The sequence below is a fragment of the Duganella guangzhouensis genome, from assembly GCF_009674535.1.
In the GTDB taxonomy this organism is placed as follows: domain Bacteria; phylum Pseudomonadota; class Gammaproteobacteria; order Burkholderiales; family Burkholderiaceae_D; genus Rugamonas; species Rugamonas guangzhouensis.
In genome coordinates this window covers 111,899-135,798 of the sequence record NZ_WKJK01000012.1, presented here as the reverse complement: position 1 = coordinate 135,798, position 23,900 = coordinate 111,899, and the positions used below count along the sequence as shown (strand labels likewise).

Below are 23,900 nucleotides of genomic sequence, written 5' to 3'. Positions count from 1 at the left end.
CACGATGCAGCCCATACCTGATCCATGTGCGGATATCGCCACCGGCTATTTGTTGGTGGACGTCTCCAACTTACCCGAGCTGGATTGTGAAGCAATCAAAATGGTGGGTTGTGTACCGCCAGCGCTGGCAAATTCTCAGGAATTGATGCCTTGCCTGATCGCCGTCCATGAGATGTCCGGCGCACAGAGGGATCAAGTTTTGAGGATGCTGAAGTATCAACGGGCAGGTGAGCATCCCTATGCCATCTGCGCCTGGTTGGATTGCGATCTCGGTATTGACGATTTGGCCGTTCATATCGGGTCATACCTTTGCGGCTGCGGACCTGATGGTGTCCGCGTGTTCTGGCGATATTTCGATCCGCGTGTTTTCGCGACCGCGATGGCGCTGTTCTCACCCCTGCAGCGCGATGCTTTACTCGGACCCATCAAGTGCTGGCGATTTGTTTGGTGTCGGAGTTGGTGGAACGTCACGCGGACGGTGACTCGCAGCGAGTCGTTATCAGATTTCTTGGCAGGATGGCCCACTGAACCACAGTGGCCCAGGCTTTTACAGTCCCGCACTTTTAATCGAATCTTGGACAAGCTTGGTGAAGACGAGGCATTAGCACCTGTCGATTGTCTACGCTATCAGGAAGCCACGCTTGCTTATCTGGCTGACGATGAAATCAGTTCGCACTTAAATGAGGATGACTTAGCGGAGTTCGGTTATTTGTGCTCCCGCTATGGAGCGGCATACCGTCACCACGAGAAGTTACGTCATGGTTGGGATGCTTTGCAGCGCGGTGAAATGAGCTGGACTGACGTGCGGTTTTTACTTGATAAGTCTGATTATGCGCGTCTGGATTTGTCTCGCGCATCACAAAAAGGAATATCAAAATGGTGCTAGAAACTTGCAGCTTCTGTGAAAAACCAGGCCTACTGCTCTATCCGGTTCGATACGCAGTTGCTTGCCCGGCTGGCGCTAGTTTGGTCCCCGGCCTCAGAGGAAATTTCAAGATCGAAAATGGACCTGCGGAGATTGCCACTGCGAAGTACACCTTGCGCGCTATTCGTACCGGATATCTCTATGCCTACGACGAAAAGCGCGACCGGCTGAAGGCATATCTTGTCATGCCCGGTGGCCATCTTTGGAATTTTCCGCCGGAGTTACCTGCACCGAGCCCAAAGAACAAGGCATTTTCTTGCACCAGTCCGGTTGAGGAAGCATTATCGATGTGCATCAATGTTGAGCACTCGGAAAAGGATCCTGCCAGGGTGCTTTGGCTAGGCTGGTCAAACACAGCATGGACGCCCGCGCTGATCAAGAAGGTCAAGAATGACGAATGGCGTCGAAAGCATATGCGAGGGATTGATATTCCCTGGATGCTGACAGGCATGCGTGACACCCACAATGGGGAGTTTACCAAAGTTTCAAACGCTGTTGCCCACTTCGTAATGGATGAGCCGCAAATGCAGAAGGCCTTTGGTTTCAGTAATACGCCGATTGGCCACGAGGTGCGTCGACAGAAGATGGCCGAGAAATTTATAAAAGCGTTTGAGCGAACCCCGATGAAAGAAGGCTATATCGTGGCCATTGATGATCCTGTCGGCATCACGAACGATTTGAGCGAACTGACGGTTCCCACAGATCATTCCGACTTTGATGTGGAGCTGTACCGAGGACGGATTATCGAGGAGATTCTTCAATCGACCGAAGCGGCAGTGCGTCAGCGCGCTCGTGACGACTTCGATTTCAACGTCGCTCAGAGAAAGAAAGATGATGAAACTCCGCCAATGGACGGTCTTTCATACAGTGACGCGCAGGAGATTTTAGCCGTCATCAAGGCGGGAGGTCCTGCCAAGCTGGCCAAGCGCCGGCAGGCGGATCGGAAAAAATATGGCGTAAGCGTTGCGGCTCAGCGTCGTGCAGCAGAAGACGCTGCCTGGTCCGCGCTTACGACGATTGATGGCAAGTCAGTGCTGGATGCGCAGAAGCGCAGTACCTTTCCGGTGAAATACAAATCAGCGATCAAAGCATATGAAAAGCAAGGCGTGGCACTCGCGCAGGCGCACGTTGATTGGCTGACCAGCGTGCAACTGCGGGAATGGATGAATGGCGTTCACGATGATGGCAATCTGGCCAGCGGATTTGCCTATCGAGAGTCGCTCGCCCAATGTATAGGAAAGGGTACGGCTACCGACGCGTGCGACAAGCAACTAATCGCCTGGCTCAAATCAGCGGATGCATTGAATACCGCGAATCTCTACGCGCGTGCGATGCTCTTCAATCAAGCAGACATTATCAATGCAGCTGCAGCGCAGATCAAAGGTGGGGACGTCAAGCTTAAGAACCTGCTGAACATCTATAAGCAGGGTATGTCCCGGCTGAAAGAGGGGCAGGAATTCCGCCTCGTCGACAAGCTTGTTTTTACCGCGACCAATTCCATGGTCAAGGCACTTGGGCAGTACGGTACCCGCGCGATGCGAGACCTCACCGTTATCAGTCTTTCTCTGCTCGGAAAGACAGTCATAGCAGAAGGTAAGCGCAGTCCTCTTGAGGTCGCCAACTGGGTCATCTCGGAAGCCGAAAAAAGAGGCGTCGACTTTGGTGGTTACAAAACTCCGGCGACATCGGTGGCTCAACGCGCTGTCGAAGAAATTCAGCAGAAGCAACCTGGAACTGGGCCTAATTGTATCTATGAATTTGATATGGCGACCCTTGAGCGAGAGAGTGGGATGACGTCCGGAGTAATAAAAACAATCAAGATTCCTGGCTACTCGACTATCGAGAAATGGCTGGGGTCATCAACTGATTTCAATGTGGGGGCAGTTGCGGTTGTCCTGCAACTGACAGCGTTTGCCTTTGCCTACAGAGACTTCAAGGTCAGTGACCGATTTGAAAGCACCAAGCTGTTCATCAAGCTTGGAATTGCCGTGATGAACGTCAGCGGAGCACTAATAGAGCTGACCGGAACTGCAATGGAGAAGGCTCCTACTCATCCGCTTTCGATAGCGATTAGCGAGCACTGGGCTAAGGGAGCTGAGGCTGGAAAGAAGGTTCTAATATTTGGCAAAGGAGTGAGTTTCATTGCAGGACTTGCGACCGCAGCATTTGATATTTATGAGTCGCATTTGGCTTATCTCGAAAACGATAAATCCTTATCCATCCTATACGGAGCTAATGCAGCATTAGGAATTGCTTTATCTTTGGCGGGGTGTTTCAGCTTGGCGATATTTTGGCCTTTGTTTGTTGCTGCACTCCTGTTAGCAATAGTCATATCTGTTCTCAAAAAATCGCAGTTAACAAAGTGGCTAAACCATTGTTTTTTTTCTGCCAATTATAGTGGCGGCTCTGGTTATCCAACATTAGAGGAAGAGTTAATTGCACTTCAGGGTGCGCTAGGAACCTAAATGGACGAGCGGATTTTCAAAATTAAAATAGGTCGGCCGATGCCTGATTGGGATGCAAAACATCGCTTGCCTATTGCAGGGTACGTGGGCCCTGAATGTAAGGACAGTGCGACCATCCATAGGATCAACTCCAATTTTATGGATGTCAGTGAGCAGCCACATATGATGAGGCAGTGGTTTGCTGGTGGCGTCTTTACTGCGGCTCTCAGCTCTGCGGCATTTTTTACTTTTTTCGTTTTTGTCCTGTGCGACTCTTGGCAAAAGGAATGGGACTTCATGCTTGGATGTATTCTTTTCGAGTATGGCGCTGCTGCCATGGGATTTGGATACGTGTGTGTCAAGTTCGGTCTGGACGAGGTGTTTTCTTTGACGCGACGGCCTATTCGGTTCCATCGCACCGCGAAGAAAATTTTCGCTATCCGGCGCCGGCGATTTTCTTCGTCGCGAGAACTTGGTGACATCACGGTGGAGGTGCCATGGAACGAGGATGCGGTTTTTTGTGTTCACAGAGGTAAGCAGAATACCGATCATGCGGATAGCTATCACATCCGATACTACCAACTGGACTCGGATGGCAACGTCGTGAACGGCTTCGCGCTTGGCAGGGAGTGGGATGGTCTGGATGGCATGAACGATCTGCTCTGCCAATGGAACTACTGGTGCTGGTATATGAACCACGGCCCCGCTGAACTACCCAAACCATTGTTGTTTCTGACTGAACGCGAGAACTTCTTCGAGTCGTTCTTGTATTGTATGTACGAGGTGGGCTTCGGATTAAGTGCCAGTTTGCGGATAGCGTTCATGCCGTTCTTCCTCTGGCTGACATTGCTGCGCGTGGCGTCGATGTCGACTTGCCGCCCTCCTATCTGGCCACCAGCAATCAAGGAGATTTGCCAGATCGCGGACGATGATCCCTATCAGCAGCCTGCTGGCGATACGCCTGTCGGCTGGGCCGCAACATCACAGGCACATAGAAATCAGTCCTATCCGTCAGACCCGCGCAGCAAGACGCCGAATTGGCAAGGAGAGGCAGACAGCTTCAAGAATGCGGAGCATTGGCGGGGAGAAGTCGCCCCTGGTAACTGAATCGTGGAGATTCCTCATGAAAAACAGCAAGGGGAAAGGCGTTATTCGCTTGGGTGACTCAACATCGCACGGTGGTAAGGTCATCTCTGCCAGTAATGACTTCAAAGCGCTAGGTAAACCTGTCGCGGTGGATGGCGATATGACGATCTGCCCGCAATGCAAAGGCAACTTCCCGATACAGGTGGCCTCCAGCGACAGGCATCACCATGGAAAAGCCGTTGCCTACGATGGCGACAAGGCTGCTTGCGGAGCTAAATTGATTTCATCAATCTGATCCCAGCCTCGTCGCCACTCAACCACGTCAGTTTTCCTTTACCAGCTGATCGGCGACATAGGCGCGGAAGCGTTTGATGCGGCCGGTGACGCCGTCCGGTCCTTGGCGTGGCGTGTAGCGCAGGCCGGCCACGCTGACTTCCGCACCGAGGTCGATGATCAGGCGGTGCGGATGTTTCGCGCCGGGCAGGGTGGCGGCCTTGCCGCTATAGGCGGTGTGCCAGAAGTCGCTGGCCTGGCCGTTGATGGCGTTGAGCGCGCCGCCGTCTTCCTTGCTGAACTCTTCGCTGCTGACGTAGGCGATGGTCCAATTGGATTGGTTCAGCGTCTTGCCATCGGCGCCCAGCAGCGCCAGTTCGGCCACGGCGGCGTATTGCTTGCCGTCGAAGGCATCCAGTGATTCGAGGCAGAATTGGCGGCCTTTCACCGGCTGTGTGAACTTCACATCCTGCACCGTGGGGCCGGGCGCGAACTGGCCTTCGTAGGCTGGCGTGACGCCGTCCAGCGCCGGCTTCACTTTGCTTGGTGGGCGCGGCAGGTCCAGCTCCGGATGCAGCTGGTCGAGGATGGGTGCGGTCAGGCCGGCCATGCTGGCTTTGCGTGGGCCGGTCAGGTCCAGCACCACCACTTCGTTGTGGCCCTGCTTGATCCATGGGCCGGGCAGGTACATGGTCTGGGTGGGGCCGATGCTCCAGTAGCGCCCGAGGCAGCGGCCGTTGATCCAGACGATGCCCTGGCCCCAACTGGACAGGTCGAGGAAGGTGTCGCCGCTTTGTGTGGCTTCGAAACCACCGCGCCAGAACGCGGCGCCCTGTGCGCGGCCTTTGGACCACGTCAGCGGCGGCAGCACGCCGTCGGCGTCGAAGTCGATGGCGCGGATTTCCCAGTTCTCCAGCGGCTGGCCGCCGAGGCGCACCGGCCCGTGCAGGCCTTTGCGGTCATGGATTTCGACGCCGAAGTTTACGCGGGCGATGGTGTACAGCAGGATCTCCAACGTAACCGGTTTGCTGCGCGCCGGCAGGTCGACCGAGAAGCGGCGATGGCGCGTGTCCATGGTGCCGACTTGCTTGCCGTCGATGCTGACCCAGGCCAGATCGCGCACCTTGGCCGCGTCCAGCGTGCCGGCCGGGCCGGCGGGCAGCGTCACGCGATACGAGACCAGGCCGCGGCTGATGTCGTACTGTTCGATCGGCTGCGGCGATGGCACGCGCAGGGCGTTGGCCGGCAGCGCTGCGGCCACTGTGCAGGACTCCTTGAATATGAAGGGCTTGATGGCGACCACCGGATTTTTGGGCGGTGGTGGAGGTAGCGTTTCGCCGGCTTGCAGGAAGGGCTTGATGCCGTTGCGGTAAGCCTCGAATTTCTCGCCGGTCCAACCGGCTTCGCTGATCGGCGCGTCGTAGTCGTAGCTGCTGGTGTCGGGGCGGAACGGACGGTCGCAGCCGCCCCACAGGCCGAAGCTGGTGCCGCCGTGCGCCATGTAGAGCGAGAACGAGCCGTTGGCCTTCAACATGGCCTGGATATCGGCCACTGCGCCGCTAGCCGAGCCGCGACGGTGCGGCGCGCCCCAGGTATCGAACCAGCCGGAATAGTACTCGCCGCACATGCGCGGGCCTTTCTGCACCTGATCCAGCGCCTTGAAGCCGGTCATCGGATCGCTGCCGAAGTTGGCGACGTTGAACAGACCATCGATGTGCGATTTCACCACCGCGTTGGTCGGATTGCACTGGAACAGCGGCACATCAAAGCCGGCATCGACCAGCATCTGCTTCATGTCGCGCATGTAGTCCAGGTCTTCACCGAAGAAGCCATATTCATTCTCGACCTGCACCATCAATATTGGCCCGCCGTGTGTGATTTGCTGTGGGCCGAGCACGCGGCCGACTTCCTTCATGTAGCGGCGCGCCGGCTGCACGAAGTTGGAATCGCGCGTGCGCAGGAAAGCGTCGCCGGGTTTCTTCAGCAGCCACCATGGCAGGCCGCCCATTTCCCACTCGGCGCAGGCGTATGGACCGGGACGCAGGATCACCCACAGCCCTTCCTGCTGCGCGAGCTTGCAGAATTCGGCGGCGTCGCGCTGGCCCTGCCAGTCGTAGCGGCCTTCGCGCCATTCGTGGTAGTTCCAGAACAGGTAAGCGCAGACGGTGTTCAGGCCCATGGCCTTGATGGCTTTCAGGCGGTGCTGCCAGTATTCGCGCGGCACGCGGGCGAAGTGCATTTCGCCGCAGCGAATTTGCAGGCGCTGGCCGTCCAGTAAAAAATCGGTGTCGTTGATGCTGAAGCGGTTGGCGGCTTGCGCGGACAGAGGCAGCATCAGGCTGCCGACGGCGGTGGCGGCAGCGCCCACGCTGGCGCCGCGCAGCATGCGGCGGCGGGATACGGATTGAATCGTCATTAGTAGTTCACCGGGTAGTCTTTAGGGAAGCGGGCGCCTGCGAAGGCTTTCTTTTGCGTCCAGTCTTGCGCGGGCGCGGTCCAGTAGCTGTCGGTTGGCGCCAGGCCAAGCGGCAGCAGGCTGGCGGAGGCGATGTACATGCTGCCGTTGTTGGAGTACCAGTCGCCCAGCTCAGGCTGATGGCCGACGAAACCGATGGTCAGATAACCGTCCTTGGTGAAGTTGGATGGCGCCGACCATACGGCTTTGTGCACGGCCTGCAGGGCGGCGCGAATCTGGCCTTCGGGCAGGCTTTGCGGCAGTTTCTTGCGCCACGCCAGCAGTGCCAATGGCTGGAAGGCGGTGGTGCGGTAGGTCAGCGAGCGGCCGATGGGCGGATAGCTGCCGTCGCTGCCGATGAAACGTTCCAGATGCTCGCTGTAGCGCTGCATGCGTTTGATGGCTTGTGCGCGCAGCTCTTCCGGTTTGCCGTTCCAGAACGCGCCTTTTTTTGCATCCAGCACGTCGAGGATTTCGACCAGCATCGGGTGCATGACGTAGGCGTTGTAGTAGTCGAAGTGGAAGGCGTCACCATCCTTGATCCAGCCGTCGCCGACGTACCACTCGTTGATTTTGCGGATGGCGACGTTCATGCGCAGCGGGTCGAATTCTTCACCGATGGACATCAGCCAGGCTTCGTTCATGGCGGAGAACAGCATCCAGTTGATGTACGGCGGTTCGATGCGGCGCAGGGCTTTTATTTCGGCGATGATGCGCTGTTTGGTTTTGGCGTCCAGCGGTTCCCACAGCGCTTGCGGTGCGCGCATCAGGGCGTTGGTGAAGTAGGCGGAATCGACCAGCGTCTGGCCCGGGCCTTTCCACAGCAGGTAGTCGGGATTCGATGGGTCTACCGAGTTGGTGTAGCTTTGCAGCGCCAGTTGATGCAGGCGCTTGCGGGTGTGGCCTTCAGACGTGCCGTCGTCCGGCAGTGCGAGCCAGGGGGCGATGCCGGCGATCAGACGGCCGAAGCATTCCAGATAGGCGACACCTTTATCGCGGCCATCCCAGGTCGGGCTGACTTCGAGGGCGAAGTTTTTTTTCAGCGTGCCGGCGGCCAGGTTGGTCAGCACAGGTTCGGACATTTTTTGCGCCAGCGTCGCCAATTGAGAGCGGGCTTCGCTGCCGTCCGCAGCGGTGGCCGCAGTTGCGGGTAGCGCGGTCGCGGCGGAGCCGGCCGCCAGCGCGCGGATAAAGTGTCGTCGTTCCATTCAGTCTCCGTTGTTATTGACGCAGCAGGCGCACCAGCTCCGTGGACGCCAGCAGGTAGGCGCCGACGCCAAACGCCGTGGTCGAATTCTGGTCCACCACCTGGCCAGGTATCGCGCGGTCACCGATCGGCTGCACATAGCCGATTTTGCCGTCCGGTTGCAGTGCGGTCTGGCTCAGATAGCGCCAGCCTTTGCGTACCACCGGCAGATATTCGTCGCGCTCCAGCAGGCCGTGATTGATGCCCCACAGGTAGCTGTAGACGAAGAAGGCGGTGCCGCTGGTTTCCGGTCCCGGCGCGTGCTGCGGATCGAGCAGGCTGCGGGTCCAGTAACCGTCTTCGGTCTGTGCCGTTTTCAGCGCTTTCGCCATGTCCTGGAACTTGACCACGAAGTCGGTGCGGTGCGGATCGTTCATCGGCAGATCCTGCAGCACCTTGGCCAGACCGGCGAACACCCAGCCATCACCGCGCGACCAGAAGTCCTTTTTGCCGTTCACACTCTGGTGCTTGGGATAGACGTAGCGCGCGTCGCGGTAATACAGCTTGGCGTCGTTGTCCCACATGATGCTGTTGGAGTAATCGAAGTACTCATACAGCTTGTCCAGATACTGGCGATTGCCGGTGGCGACATACAGCTTGGTCATCACCGGCATCACCATGTACAGGCCATCCGACCACCACCAGTAATCCTTGTTCGGTGTGGACATCTGATACTCCATCACCTCACGCGCACGGGCGATTTTTTTCGGATCGCGGTCCATCTGGTACAGGTCCGCATAGGTCTGGAAGCAGATCTGCCAGTCGCCGAACATCACATGCTCGTCGGTCTCGCCGTACTGGTACTTCCACTTGGTCTTGTCGGTGGACTTGGCGCCCTGCCAGTTGTTGTAATTGGCCCAGTCTTCCGAATACTTGCGCCAGGCCGGATTGCCGGTCAGCTTGTAGGCTTCGATATTCCCGGTGTGATAGGCTGCGATGTCCCAGAAGGCCCACTTCTGCGCCGGCTCGTGCTGCTGCCAGTAGTTGTTAACCTTGTTGATAATCGCGACCACCTCCTGCTCGGAGGTGTCGACCGCCGGCGGCGCCGAAGCGCAACCGGCCAAACCCGCCGCCAGCAGGCCGGCGGCGCACAGTCGTTTCATCATGGTTTAGAGTTTTCCCCGTATGCCGAATTTGATCGTGCGTCCATCATACTTCGCATAGTCCATGCGTGTCTTCTTGCCGCTGCCGAATTTGCCGCTGGCGTCTTCGAAGTAGTCATAGGCCAGCGTGTTGCTCAGGTTGAGGGCATCGATGCGGAACTCCAGGTTCTCGTTGATCTTGTAGCTGACGTTGGCGTCCAGGTAGCCACGGCCGGCGCGCCAGCGGATCAAGTCATCACCCAGATTGCGCGGGCTGTCCGGATGCAGGTATTTGTCCTTGTAGTTCCACGACAGGCGCATCGCCAGTGGGCCTTGCTCGAAGTAGACCGTGGTGCTGTAGGCGTACTTCGGCACCGAATTGACGTCGATGGTTTTGCCGGCATTGGTCACCCACGGCACGCTGTTGAAGGGATTGATGTGGGTGTAGCTGGCCAGCGCCCCAAGGCCGCTCCACGGCGCCGGCAGGAAGCTGAACGCCTGCTGGTACGCCAGCTCGTAGCCTTTGAGCGTCTGCTCGCCGGCGTTGGTGTAGCTCTTCAGCGTGATCGGCAGATTAGGATCGACGTGGCCACTCGCGTCCTGGAACAGCGGGCCAAGCGCGGTATCCGGCAGACCGAGCGAACCGAAGGTCACCACGCGGGTGTTGGCCACGGTGGCATCGGTCAGCTTCTTCTGGAACAGCGCGGCGGACAGCAGGCTGCCTGGCTTGAAATACCATTCCAGGCTGGTGTCCAGATTCTTCGACTGCTGCGGGCGCAGGCTCGGATTACCTGAGGTGGCGGTGGTGTCGAACTGATTCGGGATCACGGTCTGCGCGGCGATGATGGACAGCGAGGCGCGGGTGATGGTCTTGCCCCACGAGGCGCGCCAGATCAGGTCATCGGTCACGTCGAAGGCGCTGCTGAGGGCCGGCAGCACATTGCTGTACGAGCCTTGCTCATGATTGGGCGAGTAAACCAGACTGGTGCCCTTCTGCTTGAAGTTGTCGATCTTGGTCTCGGTCTTGGAGAAGCGCAGGCCGGCGTTCAGGCGCAGTTCGTGGCCGAACACCTGGCCCTTGAAGTCGGACTGCGCGAAGGCCGTGCTCACATCCTCTTCGGCGGCGAAGCTTTGCGATGGCTGGAAGGTCGACTCGTTGCTGTACACATTGGGATCGAACTGCGAGTAGAAATAGCTGCTGTTCCAGGTGGCCCAGCTGTGTGGCCAGCCGGCGCCGAAGTCGAGGTTATTGATCGGCAGCGTGGAGGTCATCGCGTTGCGCAGACCGGCCGCGCCGATGCTGTTCAATTTGGCCGTGGCCAGCGCGGTGCCGTTACGCTTGTTGACGCCCTTGATGGTGGCCACGTACGACAGGCCGGTTTTCAGGTGGCCGGTCCAGCCGCCGGGCAGGTCGTAATCCAGATCGGCGGCGGTGCGGACTTGCTTGCCCTTGTCGGTCTCCTTGGTCCAGCCGCTGCTGATGGTGAAGCCGCTCCAGCTATTCGGATCGGTGTAGCTGGTGGGCGAGGAGATCGATGGATAAACGTGATCGCTGCCGTAGTCGATGGTCGAAGTGGCACCGTAGATGTAGCCGGACAGCGTGCCGGTGGCGCTGGTGGCGGTGCTCTGATTCAGGCTGGCCTGGCCGGACAGCGTCAGGCGCGGGCTGGCTTTCCAGCTGGCGTTCAGGGCGCTGTAACCGAATTTGGTTTCGTCCTTGGTATAGGCGGCGCCGGCGTTGTAGGTGGTGTTGCCGAAGGTGCCGGTCAGCAGATTGGTGGTCGGGTCGATGTGGACGTCGAGCGGAATCAGGCCGTTGTTACCGCTGGCGCCGACAGCGGCGTTGCGGTTGGTGGTGGCGGTACTGCGCACCAGAATGCCGAACAGGGTTTCGGCGCGGGTGTTCTCCAGCTTGGAATACATGGAGTCCAGGCTGACGTTGAGGGTAGCGGTTTTCCACTGCAGCGACGACACCAGGCCGTCGCGCGTGCGCTCGTTCTGCGAGCCGTAGAAGCGGTAGATGCGCGGCAGCAGCGCATTCGCCACTTGGTCGCGGGTGTAGCCGCCCAGATTGGCCAGCGGGCTGTCGAAGTCCAGCGCCAGCGCGAAGTTGCCCCTGACCGGGCTGGCGCTGCCGTTGGCCGAGCTGTTGTAGCCGCCGGTGGCTTCAAAGCCGGAGCGGGTGTTGATGCTGCCGGTGTGCGAGGCGCCGATCAGGAAGCCGAGGTTGTCCCAGGTATTCGAGTACAGCACAAAGCCGTTCGGGTCATTGTGCTTGGAGGCGGTGTTGTAGGTGTCGGTCAGGCCGTAGCGGATGGTGCGTTTCGGATTATCGAATGGACGCGGGGTTTGCAGGTCCACCACGCCACCGAGGCCGCCCTCGGTCAGTTCGGCCAGCGGGGTTTTGTAGAAATCGACGCGGCCGAACAGTTCGGACGCGAACACGTCGTAGTTGAAGCCGCGCGCGGCCGAGCCGATGGTGGAGGTGGAGGTGGTGTTGACCGGCGCGCCGTTCAGCGTGGTGACCGAGTATTCGGTGGGCAGGCCGCGGATCGAGATGCGCTGGCCTTCGCCGGACGATTCGTCGCGGTTGAGGATCACGCCGGGCACGCGCTGCAGCGATTCTGCCACGTTCGCCTCGGGGAATTTACCGATGTCTTCGGCGACGATGGAATCGCGCACGCCGATCGCTTGCTGTTTCAGGTTCAGCGCCTTTTGCAGGCTGGAGCGGAATCCGGTGACCACCACGGTGGTGCTGGCGGCGTCGTCGGCGGTGGCCGGCGGTGGTTCGGTGGCGGTGCTGGCAGGCTGTGGGGTAGTGGTGTCCTGCGCCAGGGCGGCAGGGGCGTACATGGCTGCCAGCGCGAGCGGCACCATGGTCTCCAGTATTTTCTTTTTCATTATGTCCTCAGTGGTTAGTTCTGGGAGTCTGCAGGTGTCTGATGACCTGTCAGAAACTAGACTAGCCATTTCCGGAATCGTTGCCAATACGGGAGGAAAACGTTTTATTGCAGTGCGGAAGAGGGCTGTTTAGCGGGTTTATCTATGAAAGGAGCAAATTGTTCATGTGGTTAAAATGGAAATAATCAACATCTTGATTATTTGGTACGCAAGGTATGCATACTTCGTATAGACCAACGCAAATTTTCTATATGACGTTGTGGGGAAAAACAGACTGTACGGGTGGTGGCTGGATATCAGAATAATTGCGTCCGCCAAAGCAATCTTCGCTCGTCGATGTAGACTGGCGCTCCGGATGCGAGCGGCTACTTCGATAATATGAGAATCGGTATGAATGACTTGAAACCCCACTTCACTAATCAGTCTGACGATTTCACTCTTCATTGTTGCGGAGGCTCCTAGAACTCTACGATGGGTTCCCGGAAACCGTTTAGCGCATCGATAAGGGCATTGGTATCGAAGAGTGCTGGGCTTCATTCTCCAGTACCTTCCTCGTCTCGCATCAGTGTGAAGCCTTCAGCGGGAAACTCTGGGTGGGCGCGAAATTCCGCAAAAAGCTGAGTGATCTTGGCGAGCCGCCGGGCGCGTGCCTCTTCATAGCCTGGCTGGCTTCGCATTTCTTGCGCGATCATCGCGAAGTCTTGGTCGGACATGCGGTCCTGCATTGGCTCGGGCCAATCAGATTCGTCTGGCTGATACGGTTCAGCCGGAGTTTCGCGCATTGCTCGTAATTCTTCCCATAGCTTGAGCATCTTTGCGCGCCCTTGCGCATAGCGCTCCTCGAAGCCGGGTTCGCGCCGCATCTCCTGCACGATCATCGCGAAGTCCTGGTCGGACATGCGGTCCTGGACTGGTTCGGGCCAGTCCCACTGTTCAGGTCGGTCGTTCATGATGTCCCTCCCACGCGAAGATTATGGCATTGTCTCGCTGGCGGATGGCGTTCTGCTTGAGGCAGCGCAGAGGTGATCGAAGCCTGCGCGTGTATTGATGAGTTCAGGGAGGACGGGGCGATGCGTTTGCTTTTGGGCTTGGGATGGATGGCGCTCACAGCACCGGCGATGGCCAGCACTTGTTATGGCACGGTCGCGCAGGGACGGCTGGAGCAGGGCGTGCAACTGCCCGCAAGCGGCGCCAACTTCGCCGCCTACAGCACACTGGGTGTCGCCGCCGGCCGCACCTATGTGCACAGCGACGTGCGCGACGTGGTGCTGGATGCCTACCGCGCGCTGGCGCAAAGCACGCCATCCACGCACTACGTGTATGGCGAAACCGGCCTGGCCAACGGCGGCCCGATGCCGCCACATAAAACCCATCAGGCCGGCATATCGGTGGACTTCATGGTGCCTGTGCTGAATGCACAGGGCGTCTCGGTGCCACTGCCGTCCAGCCCGCTCAACAAATTCGGCTACGGCCTGGAGTTCGACACCAAGGGACGATATCAGAATCTGCGCATCGACTACGAAGCCATGGCCGAGCATCTGTACCAGCTATCACTGGCGGCGCAGCGCCACCATCTCGGCATCAGCCGCGTGATCTTCGATCCGCAACTGACCACCCAACTGCTGGCGACCCGTCGCGGCCGCGAGCTGCAGCTACCGTTCATGAAAGAACGCCCGTGGATACGGCACGATGAGCACTATCATGTCGATTTCGCGGTATCCTGCCGGCCTTGGCGCGGCTAGAAATTCTTACCACTCAAGGTGTCTTTCGTTGCGCCGTTCGATCTCGAATCCATAATCTTTGCCAATACCGACATCGATGAGATAGCGGTCGAGTCCGACGAGGCTGTCGCATCGCTCAGAACAATAGAAGCGAAAGATGATGGAATATTTTTGCGGCGCCACCAACTCTACGTAGTTCCGGTAGGTAGGGTCGTTCCGGCGCAGGTTTTGCTGTAGTTTTCGTTTATCACCGAGATCAAGCCACGTAGTCTGGTTCTCCGGTTGCCAGCCACCGTCCTGCAATTGTTGTTGCAATGACTTTGCGATTTCAAAGGCATCATCGAATGGTAGTTTATTCAGCATAGGCGATGTGGAGATGGTGGTGACCCGATAATTCATGTAATCCACGGCAGCAAATGTCGTCGGCGGCAAAGTGAATCCATACGTCGGATCATTAAATTGAATAATGACCGAAGGCGTTGTGACCCACGTCGCGCCATTGCCCTCCGAGCGTGCATCGGGAATATTCGAGGATGCCATAACCGGAAAGCTGGAGAGATTGGTTACCTCGTTAAAGGTTTGCCCCACTCGAAGTGACAATATAGTGGGAGCAGACGGTCGAAAGATAAGCCAAGCCAGGCAGGCTAAAGCTGCTGTTACAGGAACGGCGAGCTTCTTCATCTTGGCTTACCGTCGCGGGCGATTTCGGTGATGGAGGCTTCGACATCTGCTCTGCCACTGCCGCTTAATAAGTTGTTGAACTGCGCTGCCGCGGCATAGACAAAACTCATCCTCTGGTTTTGGTCATACAAACTGGCGCTCTTGTTCTTCGAAAAAGCAATGGTGAACGACCCTCTATCCACTCTGCATTTAGCCGACAGCGTTAACGCTATTTCAGCCGCGACGCCGCTCGGAAAGTCCACTGCCCAGGCAAACTGATTTGCGTCCAGAGCACGTCTCATCATGACGTCGCTATAGATTGCTGTCTGAAGAATATTGATTTGTTCATGATGTGCTAGCCGTTTGACACTTTCGCTGATCAAACCTTTATCGATCAAATCAAACCCTTCCAGGATAGCCCTGAACGACTGACCAAAAGCAAGCTTAGCCTGGCCAATAGGCCAAATGATGTCGTTGACGATCAGCTTTCGTTCGTCGAGGCATTTTCTGAAATGGTCGAACCCGCGCAGCATGTAGAAGCGGTGCAAGGGGTAGATGTCGAGGAAGAGCGTGGTGTTGCCGAGCGCGAGCTGTTGATACATGTAGGCGGCGCTGCCGGCGATGGTGGCGGGCATGCTGTTGACGGCCGTGCCGTCGCTGCTGCTCATGATGTCGAGCCGGTGGTTATTGGCGTCGATTTCCTGCTGTGACCTGCGGATGTTCTCTGCCGCGTGCAACAGACCGCAGCCGACTTGCTTGGAGGCGAAAGCAGCCAGTCCGGCCCACTGAAAGCGCCGGTCCGCCAGCCACAGTTGGGCATAGGCTTGGTTGATGCGGCGGTTGCGCGCGATGGGATCGGCGATCAGCTTGCCGCCGGGCGCGACCCAAGCCTCCGCTTCGCGTTGCACGCGCAGCCAGATGCTGGCGCAGCCAAGTATGGGTACGTCGATCGCCTTGCACGCCTTGCCAGCGATCGTGGTGTCGTGTACGTCGCATTCGGCTACCGGCATAGTGTTGCGGTGCAGCGGCAGATGGTCTTGTCGCTGTTTGGTCAGGACTTCATCCGGCATGGCGTCTCCCGTTAATCGAGTAACTGCCACGCTAGCAACTGCGAGCGGTCGGCGGCAGTGATGGGCTGGGTGTAGCCATGGCTGTCGGTGACGCCTTCGATGACTTTGTCCGACAGCTCCAACCGGTAGCGCTTGGCGTCGAGCGGTGCTTGGGTCAGCTCGTCGAGGAAGCGCAGGGCGACTTGCTGTGCGTCGTCTCCCAACGCGGCCGACTGCATTTCTTCGCGCGCGGCTGACGCGGTTTGGGTTGCGGTGTGATCGTCGGCGGGAGCGCCGCCCACCGATTGGCATTTGAGGCTCTGGTTGGCGATCAGTCGTGGTGGTGGTGTGCATTTGCACACGCACAGGTCGTCCTGCAGTGCGACTTGTTTGCCATTCCAGCTTTCCGGAATGCGCGGGCCGAATATGCGGATCTTGCCCTGCGACCGACAGGCCGGGCAGAGGAGAGTGTCGCCTTCCAGCGCGACGGCGATGCCGTTAATACTGCAGCAACTGCTGGCGCTGATGACTTTGCCGCCGGCGCTGGTGCTGGCGCCGAGTGTGATGTGATAGCGTTGCATGGGCTTTCCGTTCCGGGACAGAAAGCCTCAAATGTAGAGACAGCCTCAACGCCAGGCCTTGCGAGCGCACAATAAAACGGAAAAAGCCGTAAATCATTTATCATGATTTACGGCTTCCGGTATTCTGGTGGTGATAGGTGGACTTGAACCACCGACCCTAGCATTATGAATGCTATGCTCTAACCAACTGAGCTATATCACCTGCAACGCCCAGCATTGTAGGGGGCGGCCCCTTTCCTGTCAAGGAACCGGCGCTACTTTTTTGAAAAAAGGCGTCCTATCGTGCTGCGGTCGTCAAAACATTGGCATATTGGTATGCTGGATACCACAAGCAATTTTATAACGGGGACATCATGGCAACCAATATTTTCGTCAACCTGCCGGTGCGGGACTTGCAAAAATCCATACAGTTCTTCACCCACCTGGGCTACAGCTTCAATCAGCATTACACCGATGCATCCGCCACCTGCATGATCGTGGCCGAGAATATCTTTGTGATGCTGCTGAGCGAGGCGCGCTTCAAGGAGTTTACGCCGAAGCAGATCGCGGACGCGCACACCACGACCGAGGTGCTGACCTGTCTGCAGCTGGAATCGAAGGAGGCGGTGACGCAGATGGTGGCCAAGGCGATCGAGGCCGGCGGCAGTACCTACAAGGAGCCGCAGGATCACGGCTTTATGTACGGTCACGGCTACCAGGATCCGGATGGCCACCTGTGGGAGCTGGTCTACATGAGCGGCGAGCTGCCGCGCACGTAAAACTCAGCCGAGGCGGTCGGTGATTTGCGTCAGCATCTGGCCGGCCGGATCGGGGCCGAGGCAATCCAGCGCCACCCGCTCCGGCATCGAACGCAACCAGGTCAGCTGCCGCTTGGCCAACTGGCGCGTGGCGATGATGCCGGTCTCGCGCATGGTGGCGTAGTCGATGCTGCCATCCAGGTATTCCCACGCCTGGCGATAACCCACACAGCGTATCGATGGCAGACCCAGATGCAGGTCGCCGCGCTTGCGCAGCGCTTCCACTTCGGTGAGCAGGTTGCCGTTCGGGCTATCGGCCAGCATCAGGTCGAAACGGCGCGCGATGCGCTCGTGCAGCACGGCGCGGTCGGACGGTTCCAGCGCGAACGACAGCAGTTCAAATGGCAGTTCGGTTTTCTCGCGCAACGCGAGCAGTTCGGACATCGGTTTGCCGCTCAGCTGATGAATCTCCAGCGCGCGCTGGATGCGCTGGGCGTCGTTGGGCGCCAGTCGCGCGGCGGTTTCCGGATCGACGGCGGCCAGGCGCGCGTGCATCGCCGGCCAGCCGAGTCGCGCGGCTTCTTGGTCCAGCGCGGCGCGCACCTCGGGATCAGCGCCGGGCAGGTCATCCAATCCATCCTGCAGACCTTTGAAGTACAACATGGTGCCGCCCACCAGCAGCGGCAGTTTGCCGCGCGCGACGATGTCGCTCACCAGTCGTAGCGTGTCGTTGCGGAACTGGGCTACCGAGTAGGAGTCCAGTGGGTCGAGGATGTCGATCAGGTGGTGCGGTACGGCGGCCAGCTCATCGTGCGTGGGCTTGGCGGTGCCGATGTCCATGCCGCGATATACCAGTGCGGAATCGACCGAGATGATTTCGGACGGGATGCGTTCCGCGATGGCCAATGCGGAGGCGGTTTTGCCCGACGCCGTCGGCCCCATGATGGCGACGGCCAGTGGTTTGGTGCTCATGTTATTGGCCGCGCAGGAAGAGTTTGTCGAGCGCGCTGATTTCGACCTGGACCCAGGTTGGGCGGCCGTGGTTGCACTGGTCGGCGCGTTCGGTGATTTCCATCTGGCGCAGCAGGGCGTTCATTTCCTGCACCGACAGGATGCGGTTGGCGCGCACGGCGGTGTGGCAGGCGAGGGTGCCGAGCAGTTCGTTCTGGCGCTCGATCAGTACGCGCGAGCCGCCGTATTCGCGCACGTCGCGCAGCACGTCGCGCGCCAGTGTTTGGGCGTCGGCGTTTTTCAGCAGCACCGGGATTGAGCGGATGGCCAGTGTGGTCGGGGATAGCACGGCGATGTCGAAGCCCAGCGTCTGCAAGGTCTCCTGATGCTCTTCGGCGGTGCCGACTTCCACTGCGTCTGCATAGAAGGTGACGGGGATGAGCAGTGGTTGTACCTGCATCTCTTCACCGGCGACGCGGCTGTCCAGGGCGTTCTTCAGTTGTTCGTACAGGATGCGTTCGTGCGCGGCGTGCATGTCGATCAGCACCAGGCCCTTGGCGTTCTGCGCCAGGATGTAAATGCCGTGCAGCTGCGCCAGCGCGAAGCCGAGCGGGAATTCTTCCTGCGCCATCGCGGCTGCCGAAACGGTGAACGGGCTGGCTTGGGGCAGGGCCATGTCGGCGGAGCGTTCGCTGTCGCGGAACATGGCGCCGTATTTTTCAGTGCTTTGGGCGACGCCGCCTTGGGCGGTGAAGCGTGGGCCGGGATAGTTGGCGTTCGCGCCGCCGCCGAAGCGCGAATCGCTCATGCCGCCGAAGCCTTGCGCGCCACCCGCTGCGTCGCCATTGCCGCCAGCCGGGCCGCCGTAGCCGTTCGCCGCCGCACCATCAGCGCCGTCCGCGCCGCGTGCGCCGAAAGGCGATGGCGAGAAGGTCGGCGTGTAGTCCGGCGCCAGCAGGGAACCGAACGAGGTTTGCTCGCCGCGCCACATCGGCGTGGCGTTCAGGCTGTCGGCCGCTGGCAGTGGCGATGGCACGCTGCCGTGCGCGGTGGCCGAGGTTTGCGCCAGCGCGCGCTGCACCGCGTGGAACACGCACTGGTGCACCGCGCGGCCATCGCGGAAGCGCACTTCAATCTTGGACGGGTGGACGTTGACGTCGACCAGCGCCGGGTCCATGTCCAGCGACAGCACGTACGACGGGAAGCGGTCGCCATGCAGCACGTCCTGGTAGGCCGCCTTGACGGCGTGCACCAGCACCTTGTCGCGCACGAAGCGGCCATTCACATAGAAGAACTGGCCATCGGCGCGCGCCTTGGAGGCGGTCGGCAGGCCGATGTAACCGTGGATGCGCAGCGGGCCAACCACTTCGTCGACCGGCAGCCGCGCCTCGGCAAAACCATCGCCCAGAATCTGCGCGCTGCGGCGCGCGATTTCGCTGACGTTCCAATGGTCGACGGTGCGGCCGTTGTGGCTCAGCGAGAACGACACGTCCGGCCGCGCCAGCGCGATGCGGCGCACGACTTCGGCGCAGTGGCCAAACTCGGTCTGCTCGGACTTGAGGAATTTGCGTCGTGCCGGCGTGTTGAAATACAGGTCTTTGACATCGACCGTGGTGCCCAGCGCGCCCGAGGATGGGGTCGGCGTCGCGTTGTGCGAGCCCTCAATCGCCCAGGCATGCGTCGCGTCGGCGGTGCGCGAGGTGATGGTGACTTGCGCCACCGAGGCGATCGACGCCAGCGCCTCGCCACGGAAGCCCAGTGTGCCGACGTTTTCCAGATCGTCCAGCGAGGCGATCTTGGAAGTGGCATGGCGCGCCAGTGCCAGCGGCATCTGCTCCGGAGGGATGCCACGGCCGTTGTCGGTGATGCAGATGCGTTTGACGCCGCCTTCCTCCAGCCGCACCGCGATCTGGGTGCCGCCGGCATCCAGCGCGTTCTCCAGCAGCTCCTTGACCACGGCCGACGGCCGTTCCACCACCTCGCCGGCGGCGATCTGGGAAATCAGCTGGTCAGGCAGTGCCTGAATGGGACGGGGAGGGCGGAGGTCGGGTGCGTTCATCACGAGATTATAACGTCCTCCGCCGGGCCACTTACTGTTTCGGATGTTCGCGCACCGGGATGGTGGCGTTGCACAGTTCCAGATAGTTGGCCGCGTATTTATTCCACGGACCGCCGCGATTGCGCTGCGCCTCCAGCACCGCCTGATAGATAGGCGCATCGCTGCGCAGCACTTCCAGGTTGCTGCGCTCAGCCTCCGGCACCTCGGCCGCCAGCCGCACCGACACGATCGGCATGTGCGGTTCGTTGGCACCATAGAAGCCCATCGCCTCGCCGCCGCGCGGCAAAGTGGTCAGCAGCGGCATGCCGGACACCACCCGGCCCACCAGCGTGATGTTGCGGTCCAGATGGCGCGGCGCGTGGCCGGTCACCGCATACAGCTCGGCGCCGTTGCCGCTGTCGGTATCGTTGTCGCGGCCGACGCCGACCATGCCATAGCAGTGCGCCAGCCAGGTGGTCTTGGCCTTGGGATCGCGCCCCACCGGGAATCCGTTCGAATGGCCGATCTGCGGCGCGTAGCCGTCAAAGTCCTTCTGCTGCACGAAGTGCTTGTCATTGGTGATCGGCACACTGAATTCGCCCTGCACCTTGGCCTTGGCCGTGCCCAGCGACTTGGGCTTGGTCTCGCCGTTTGGATCGCCCCACTGCGCCACATAGTTATCCTGCGAGCGGTTGATCGACAGCCCGTCAAAATAATGTTCTTTCACCAGCGTCTTGATGTTGGCCACGTTCTCCGGCGCGAAGTCCGGCGCCAGTTCAATCACCACCCGGCCGGTTGGCAAGTCCATATACAGCGTGTTGGCCGGGTCCAGCGGCCGCCAGTCGGACGGCTTGGAGGTTTTAATGATGTCGCTGGCGCTGGGACGTGCCGGCAGGTCGGCGGCAAAGGCCATGCCGACGCTGATGGCGAGGGCGGGCAGGGTGAAAACGCGGAAGGTGTGGGACAAGGTCATCCAATTCTCCTGGGTTGAGCGAACCCGCTTGCTGCGGGGCCTGAGCCGATTGTAAACTGGATATTAATCGCCGGGAAACTGCCGCCAGCAACGACAGGTGGTGTATGATTCCGGCGCTCACTTTATGGGAAGAATATGGATTTAATGCAATTTTTTGACATGATCCTTCATGTCGACAAGACTTTGGAAGTGCTGATCCAACAATACGGTACGCTGATCTATGTCGTGCTGTTTGCCATCATCTTCTGCGAAACCGGACTGGTGGTGCTGTTCTTCTTCCCTGGTGACACTCTGTTGTTCATCGCCGGCGCGCTGTGCGCGGTGGGCGAAATGAATCTGGCGCTGCTGATGTTCCTGCTCAGTACGGCGGCGATCACCGGCAACACCGTCAATTACTGGATCGGCGAGAAGGTGGGGCAGAAGGTGTTTACCCACGATTACCGCTGGCTTAACAAGGAAGCGCTGAAGCGCACCCACGAATTCTTTGAAAAACACGGCGGCAAGACCATCGTGCTGGCGCGTTTCGTGCCGGTGGTGCGCACGTTTGCGCCGTTCGTGGCCGGCGTGTCGGACATGACCTTTGCCCGCTTCCAGCTGTATAACTTCACCGGCGCCATCCTGTGGGTGGCGCTGCTGACCACGGCTGGTTACTTCTTTGGCAATATGCCGATCGTGCGCGACCACCTGACCGAGATCGTGCTGGTTGGCGTTGGCGTGGCCGTGGTGCCGATGGCGGTGGGTGGCGTTTACAAGCTGACGCGCCGCCTGCAGCGCCGCTAAGCTGCTGCCTTTATGCTGCCTCTAGTCACGCCGCGCGGCCGTCGCGGCGTGACGTTTTGACACTTTCCCCATCGGTCGCCCTCAAGTTTTTCCCAAATGCATCCGTATACCAGACTGTAATTGTTACTTTCTGGATACCCGATGCGCTTTTTCCTGACTCTGATAGCCTGCTGCTGCGTTGTGACCGCAGCCAGCGGCGCCAGCGATCCGCTCATTTCGCCATCGGCGAAAACGGCGGTGGGCGCTGCTGCGGGCGCGGCGTCGACCTCGTCGGGTGCGTCTGCCTCCGGCTCGTCGTCGGCGCGCAAGCTGAGCGAGCGCGATAAGGAAGCGCAGGCCGAGGCCGATCTGTCGGTGCGCATCCAGGAACGGCTGGCCATCATGCGCGCCAACCAGCAGGCGCGCGTGGCGGCGGCGGCCAAGGCCAAAAAGCAGGCCGAGGCCAAGGCGGCCGCCGCCGCGGTGGAGGCGGCCAAGCCGAAGATCAGCAATGTGTGGTCGTATGAGGGCGAATTCGGCCCGGCCAACTGGGGCAGCATCAATCCGGCCTGGGCCCGCTGCGGCAGCGGCAACCGCCAGTCACCGATCGATATCCGCGATGGCATGAAGGTGGAGCTGGAGCAGATCACCTTCGACTATCATCCGTCGTCGTTCAATGTGACGGACAACGGCCATACCGTGCAGGTGATGGTCGGCAGCGGCAATTACATCACGGTGGGTAACCGTACTTATGAGCTGATTCAGTTCCACTTCCATCGGCCATCCGAAGAGCGCATCAACGGCAAGGGTTACGAGATGGTGGTGCACCTGGTGCACAAGGACAGTTCGGGTCATATCGCCATGCTGGCGCTGCTGCTGGAGCGTGGCAAGGCGCAGCCGGTGATTCAGACGGTGTGGAACAATCTGCCGCTGGAGAAGTACGACACGGCGGTGCCGGCGATCGCGCTCGATCCGGCCGACCTGCTGCCGGCGCGGCGCGACTACTATACCTTCATGGGATCGATGACGACGCCGCCGTGCGAAGAAAACGTGCTGTGGATGGTGATGAAGGAGCCGGTGCAGGCATCGCCGGCGCAGATGGCGCTGTTCAGCCGCCTGTATCCATTGAATGCCCGCCCGACGCAGCCGAGTAACGGCCGCATCATCAAAGAGTCGAATTAAACCGAGATCTTGTGCTTGCCGGTCCAGGTGGCGCCGGCGGCCAGCGGCTGCTGGTGTATCCGCGCCGGTTCGATGCAGACGAAGTTCAGATACTCCTCATCCGCCAGATCCACCAGCGCGGCCGCATCTTCCTGCCCCGGATTCCACACCACCCATTGCTCAAACCCTTGCTGCTCCAGGCGCAGCGTGGCATTGGCGGTGTTCAGCGTCACGTTGGGCGTGACTTCGTACATGCGGTCGTGCTTTTCGGTGAAGTGCAGTGCCGGATAATCCTGCACACGGGTGTTGTTGTGATGATCGGTGTACTGCTGGTGCCGCAGGCCGCTGATGCTGGTCGCATCCAGATGGCCGACATCGTAATAGGTGTGCAGCGCGACGCCGAACGGGAATGGCTGCGCGCCCGGATTGTGGGCGCTGTAATCCATCTCCAGCGCATCGCCGTGCAGCGTGAAGCGCAGCGTCAGCGCAAACGCGTGCGGCCAGGCCAGGCGGTGTTCTTCCGCCAGGTCTTGCGGCGCCAGGCTGAATTCCACATACGAGCTTCCGCCGTCGCCGCCCTGGCCGGTCAGGCGCCAGTTGCTGATGCGCGCAAAGCCATGACGCAGGCCGGGGCCGCGCACATTAAACTGCGGGAAGATGACCGGCACGCCGCCGCGTATCGCCTTGCTGCCGTCCAGCGGCGTTTTGGAGCTGACGAATAAACGCTCCTGGCCATCGCCGGTTTTCCAGGACAGCAGATGGGCGCCAAACAGCGACACCGTCGCTTGCGCGCCATCGGCGGCGGTGAGGTGGACTGCCGGCAGCTCGCCGTAAGTGGTCATCTTTACTACAGCCATG

20 protein-coding genes and 1 tRNA gene are annotated in these 23,900 nt (G+C 59.7%); 8 read left to right on the top strand and 13 right to left on the bottom strand.

What is annotated here, in order from left to right; genetic code table 11:
* The first annotated feature begins 4 nt into the window (after positions 1 to 4).
* The 4 genes from GJ699_RS22060 to GJ699_RS22045 are packed head-to-tail and all read left to right on the top strand — an operon-like array spanning position 5 to position 4,750.
* Entirely contained in the window at positions 5 to 886 is an 882-nt protein-coding gene (locus tag GJ699_RS22060) for a DUF4123 domain-containing protein (RefSeq protein ID WP_154380321.1), read from the top strand.
* The gene (locus GJ699_RS22055) at positions 877 to 3,390 is read left to right on the top strand and encodes a T6SS effector BTH_I2691 family protein (protein ID WP_154380319.1); all 2,514 of its coding nucleotides are present in this window, start codon (positions 877 to 879) and stop codon (positions 3,388 to 3,390) included. The genes GJ699_RS22060 and GJ699_RS22055 overlap by 10 nt, the downstream gene beginning before the upstream one ends.
* On the top strand, positions 3,391 to 4,476 hold the full coding sequence (locus GJ699_RS22050; protein ID WP_154380317.1) for a DUF6708 domain-containing protein: 1,086 nt from the start codon (positions 3,391 to 3,393) through the stop codon (positions 4,474 to 4,476). It abuts the gene before it with no gap.
* Positions 4,477 to 4,492: 16 nt separating this feature from the next.
* A complete protein-coding gene (locus GJ699_RS22045; RefSeq protein ID WP_154380315.1) occupies positions 4,493 to 4,750 on the top strand; it encodes a PAAR domain-containing protein in 258 nt (85 codons plus the stop codon).
* 27 nt (positions 4,751 to 4,777) lie between these two features.
* On the opposite strand, the gene GJ699_RS22040 is transcribed toward GJ699_RS22045, so the two are convergent.
* From GJ699_RS22040 to GJ699_RS22020, 5 genes are all read right to left on the bottom strand, one after another.
* Positions 4,778 to 7,144: a beta-galactosidase gene (locus GJ699_RS22040; RefSeq protein WP_154380313.1), complete on the bottom strand. Its 2,367-nt coding sequence runs from the start codon at positions 7,142 to 7,144 to the stop codon at positions 4,778 to 4,780.
* Positions 7,144 to 8,391 carry a DUF2264 domain-containing protein gene (locus tag GJ699_RS22035; RefSeq protein ID WP_154380311.1) on the bottom strand — a complete coding sequence of 416 codons (1,248 nt, stop codon included), beginning with the start codon at positions 8,389 to 8,391 and terminating at the stop codon, positions 7,144 to 7,146. Before GJ699_RS22035 ends, GJ699_RS22040 begins: the two co-directional genes overlap by 1 nt.
* 13 nt (positions 8,392 to 8,404) lie before the next feature.
* The gene (locus GJ699_RS22030) at positions 8,405 to 9,535 is read right to left on the bottom strand and encodes a glycoside hydrolase family 88/105 protein (protein ID WP_229262230.1); all 1,131 of its coding nucleotides are present in this window, start codon (positions 9,533 to 9,535) and stop codon (positions 8,405 to 8,407) included.
* Between the two features lie 3 nt (positions 9,536 to 9,538).
* Positions 9,539 to 12,412, bottom strand: coding sequence for a TonB-dependent receptor (locus tag GJ699_RS22025; protein WP_154380309.1), 2,874 nt, complete (start codon positions 12,410 to 12,412; stop codon positions 9,539 to 9,541).
* Between the two features lie 533 nt (positions 12,413 to 12,945).
* Positions 12,946 to 13,362 carry a hypothetical protein gene (locus GJ699_RS22020; RefSeq protein ID WP_154380307.1) on the bottom strand — a complete coding sequence of 139 codons (417 nt, stop codon included), beginning with the start codon at positions 13,360 to 13,362 and terminating at the stop codon, positions 12,946 to 12,948.
* Positions 13,363 to 13,482: 120 nt separating this feature from the next.
* Between GJ699_RS22020 and GJ699_RS22015 the strand changes: the two genes are divergently transcribed.
* Positions 13,483 to 14,154, top strand: coding sequence for a penicillin-insensitive murein endopeptidase (locus GJ699_RS22015; RefSeq protein WP_154380305.1), 672 nt, complete (start codon positions 13,483 to 13,485; stop codon positions 14,152 to 14,154).
* 6 nt (positions 14,155 to 14,160) lie between these two features.
* On the opposite strand, the gene GJ699_RS22010 is transcribed toward GJ699_RS22015, so the two are convergent.
* The 4 genes from GJ699_RS22010 to GJ699_RS21995 all read right to left on the bottom strand — a co-directional run bounded on the left by GJ699_RS22010 (position 14,161) and on the right by GJ699_RS21995 (position 16,625).
* On the bottom strand, positions 14,161 to 14,814 hold the full coding sequence (locus GJ699_RS22010) for a hypothetical protein (RefSeq protein ID WP_154380304.1): 654 nt from the start codon (positions 14,812 to 14,814) through the stop codon (positions 14,161 to 14,163).
* Positions 14,811 to 15,863, bottom strand: coding sequence for a DUF2515 family protein (locus tag GJ699_RS22005; protein WP_154380303.1), 1,053 nt, complete (start codon positions 15,861 to 15,863; stop codon positions 14,811 to 14,813). Before GJ699_RS22005 ends, GJ699_RS22010 begins: the two co-directional genes overlap by 4 nt.
* 11 nt (positions 15,864 to 15,874) lie before the next feature.
* The gene (locus GJ699_RS22000) at positions 15,875 to 16,423 is read right to left on the bottom strand and encodes a PAAR domain-containing protein (protein ID WP_154380302.1); all 549 of its coding nucleotides are present in this window, start codon (positions 16,421 to 16,423) and stop codon (positions 15,875 to 15,877) included.
* Positions 16,424 to 16,548: 125 nt separating this feature from the next.
* Positions 16,549 to 16,625, bottom strand: a tRNA-Met gene (locus GJ699_RS21995).
* A 151-nt stretch (positions 16,626 to 16,776) separates the two neighbouring features.
* Between GJ699_RS21995 and GJ699_RS21990 the strand changes: the two genes are divergently transcribed.
* Positions 16,777 to 17,181 (top strand): VOC family protein, encoded by a 405-nt coding sequence (locus tag GJ699_RS21990; RefSeq protein ID WP_154380301.1) that lies wholly within the window; start codon positions 16,777 to 16,779, stop codon positions 17,179 to 17,181.
* Between the two features lie 3 nt (positions 17,182 to 17,184).
* On the opposite strand, the gene miaA is transcribed toward GJ699_RS21990, so the two are convergent.
* From miaA to GJ699_RS21975, 3 genes are read right to left on the bottom strand one after another with little or no spacing between them, the layout of a single operon-like run.
* On the bottom strand, positions 17,185 to 18,132 hold the full coding sequence (gene miaA, locus GJ699_RS21985; RefSeq protein WP_154380300.1) for a tRNA (adenosine(37)-N6)-dimethylallyltransferase MiaA: 948 nt from the start codon (positions 18,130 to 18,132) through the stop codon (positions 17,185 to 17,187).
* 1 nt (position 18,133) lies between these two features.
* Positions 18,134 to 20,170: a DNA mismatch repair endonuclease MutL gene (mutL, locus tag GJ699_RS21980; RefSeq protein ID WP_154380299.1), complete on the bottom strand. Its 2,037-nt coding sequence runs from the start codon at positions 20,168 to 20,170 to the stop codon at positions 18,134 to 18,136.
* Positions 20,171 to 20,201: 31 nt separating this feature from the next.
* On the bottom strand, positions 20,202 to 21,122 hold the full coding sequence (locus GJ699_RS21975) for a peptidylprolyl isomerase (RefSeq protein WP_154380298.1): 921 nt from the start codon (positions 21,120 to 21,122) through the stop codon (positions 20,202 to 20,204).
* 135 nt (positions 21,123 to 21,257) lie between these two features.
* On the opposite strand from GJ699_RS21975, the gene GJ699_RS21970 reads away from it, so the two are divergent.
* Positions 21,258 to 21,902: a VTT domain-containing protein gene (locus GJ699_RS21970; protein ID WP_154380296.1), complete on the top strand. Its 645-nt coding sequence runs from the start codon at positions 21,258 to 21,260 to the stop codon at positions 21,900 to 21,902.
* A gap of 141 nt (positions 21,903 to 22,043) precedes the next feature.
* Positions 22,044 to 23,063, top strand: a complete 1,020-nt coding sequence (locus GJ699_RS21965) for a carbonic anhydrase (protein ID WP_154380294.1) — start codon at positions 22,044 to 22,046, stop codon at positions 23,061 to 23,063.
* Here the strand turns inward: GJ699_RS21965 and GJ699_RS21960 are convergent.
* The gene (locus GJ699_RS21960) at positions 23,060 to 23,899 is read right to left on the bottom strand and encodes a D-hexose-6-phosphate mutarotase (protein ID WP_154380292.1); all 840 of its coding nucleotides are present in this window, start codon (positions 23,897 to 23,899) and stop codon (positions 23,060 to 23,062) included. The two genes, GJ699_RS21965 and GJ699_RS21960, sit on opposite strands and share 4 nt — an antisense overlap.
* Position 23,900: the final 1 nt, after the last annotated feature.

Coding starts and splice junctions, on each gene's coding strand:
- GJ699_RS22060 (WP_154380321.1), top strand. CDS start 5: ATGCAGCCCATACCTGATCCATGTGCGGATATCGCCACCGGCTATTTG.
- GJ699_RS22055 (WP_154380319.1), top strand. CDS start 877: ATGGTGCTAGAAACTTGCAGCTTCTGTGAAAAACCAGGCCTACTGCTC.
- GJ699_RS22050 (WP_154380317.1), top strand. CDS start 3,391: ATGGACGAGCGGATTTTCAAAATTAAAATAGGTCGGCCGATGCCTGAT.
- GJ699_RS22045 (WP_154380315.1), top strand. CDS start 4,493: ATGAAAAACAGCAAGGGGAAAGGCGTTATTCGCTTGGGTGACTCAACA.
- GJ699_RS22040 (WP_154380313.1), bottom strand. CDS start 7,144: ATGACGATTCAATCCGTATCCCGCCGCCGCATGCTGCGCGGCGCCAGC.
- GJ699_RS22035 (WP_154380311.1), bottom strand. CDS start 8,391: ATGGAACGACGACACTTTATCCGCGCGCTGGCGGCCGGCTCCGCCGCG.
- GJ699_RS22030 (WP_229262230.1), bottom strand. CDS start 9,535: ATGATGAAACGACTGTGCGCCGCCGGCCTGCTGGCGGCGGGTTTGGCC.
- GJ699_RS22025 (WP_154380309.1), bottom strand. CDS start 12,412: ATGAAAAAGAAAATACTGGAGACCATGGTGCCGCTCGCGCTGGCAGCC.
- GJ699_RS22020 (WP_154380307.1), bottom strand. CDS start 13,362: ATGAACGACCGACCTGAACAGTGGGACTGGCCCGAACCAGTCCAGGAC.
- GJ699_RS22015 (WP_154380305.1), top strand. CDS start 13,483: ATGCGTTTGCTTTTGGGCTTGGGATGGATGGCGCTCACAGCACCGGCG.
- GJ699_RS22010 (WP_154380304.1), bottom strand. CDS start 14,814: ATGAAGAAGCTCGCCGTTCCTGTAACAGCAGCTTTAGCCTGCCTGGCT.
- GJ699_RS22005 (WP_154380303.1), bottom strand. CDS start 15,863: ATGCCGGATGAAGTCCTGACCAAACAGCGACAAGACCATCTGCCGCTG.
- GJ699_RS22000 (WP_154380302.1), bottom strand. CDS start 16,423: ATGCAACGCTATCACATCACACTCGGCGCCAGCACCAGCGCCGGCGGC.
- GJ699_RS21990 (WP_154380301.1), top strand. CDS start 16,777: ATGGCAACCAATATTTTCGTCAACCTGCCGGTGCGGGACTTGCAAAAA.
- miaA (WP_154380300.1), bottom strand. CDS start 18,132: ATGAGCACCAAACCACTGGCCGTCGCCATCATGGGGCCGACGGCGTCG.
- mutL (WP_154380299.1), bottom strand. CDS start 20,170: ATGAACGCACCCGACCTCCGCCCTCCCCGTCCCATTCAGGCACTGCCT.
- GJ699_RS21975 (WP_154380298.1), bottom strand. CDS start 21,122: ATGACCTTGTCCCACACCTTCCGCGTTTTCACCCTGCCCGCCCTCGCC.
- GJ699_RS21970 (WP_154380296.1), top strand. CDS start 21,258: ATGGATTTAATGCAATTTTTTGACATGATCCTTCATGTCGACAAGACT.
- GJ699_RS21965 (WP_154380294.1), top strand. CDS start 22,044: ATGCGCTTTTTCCTGACTCTGATAGCCTGCTGCTGCGTTGTGACCGCA.
- GJ699_RS21960 (WP_154380292.1), bottom strand. CDS start 23,899: ATGGCTGTAGTAAAGATGACCACTTACGGCGAGCTGCCGGCAGTCCAC.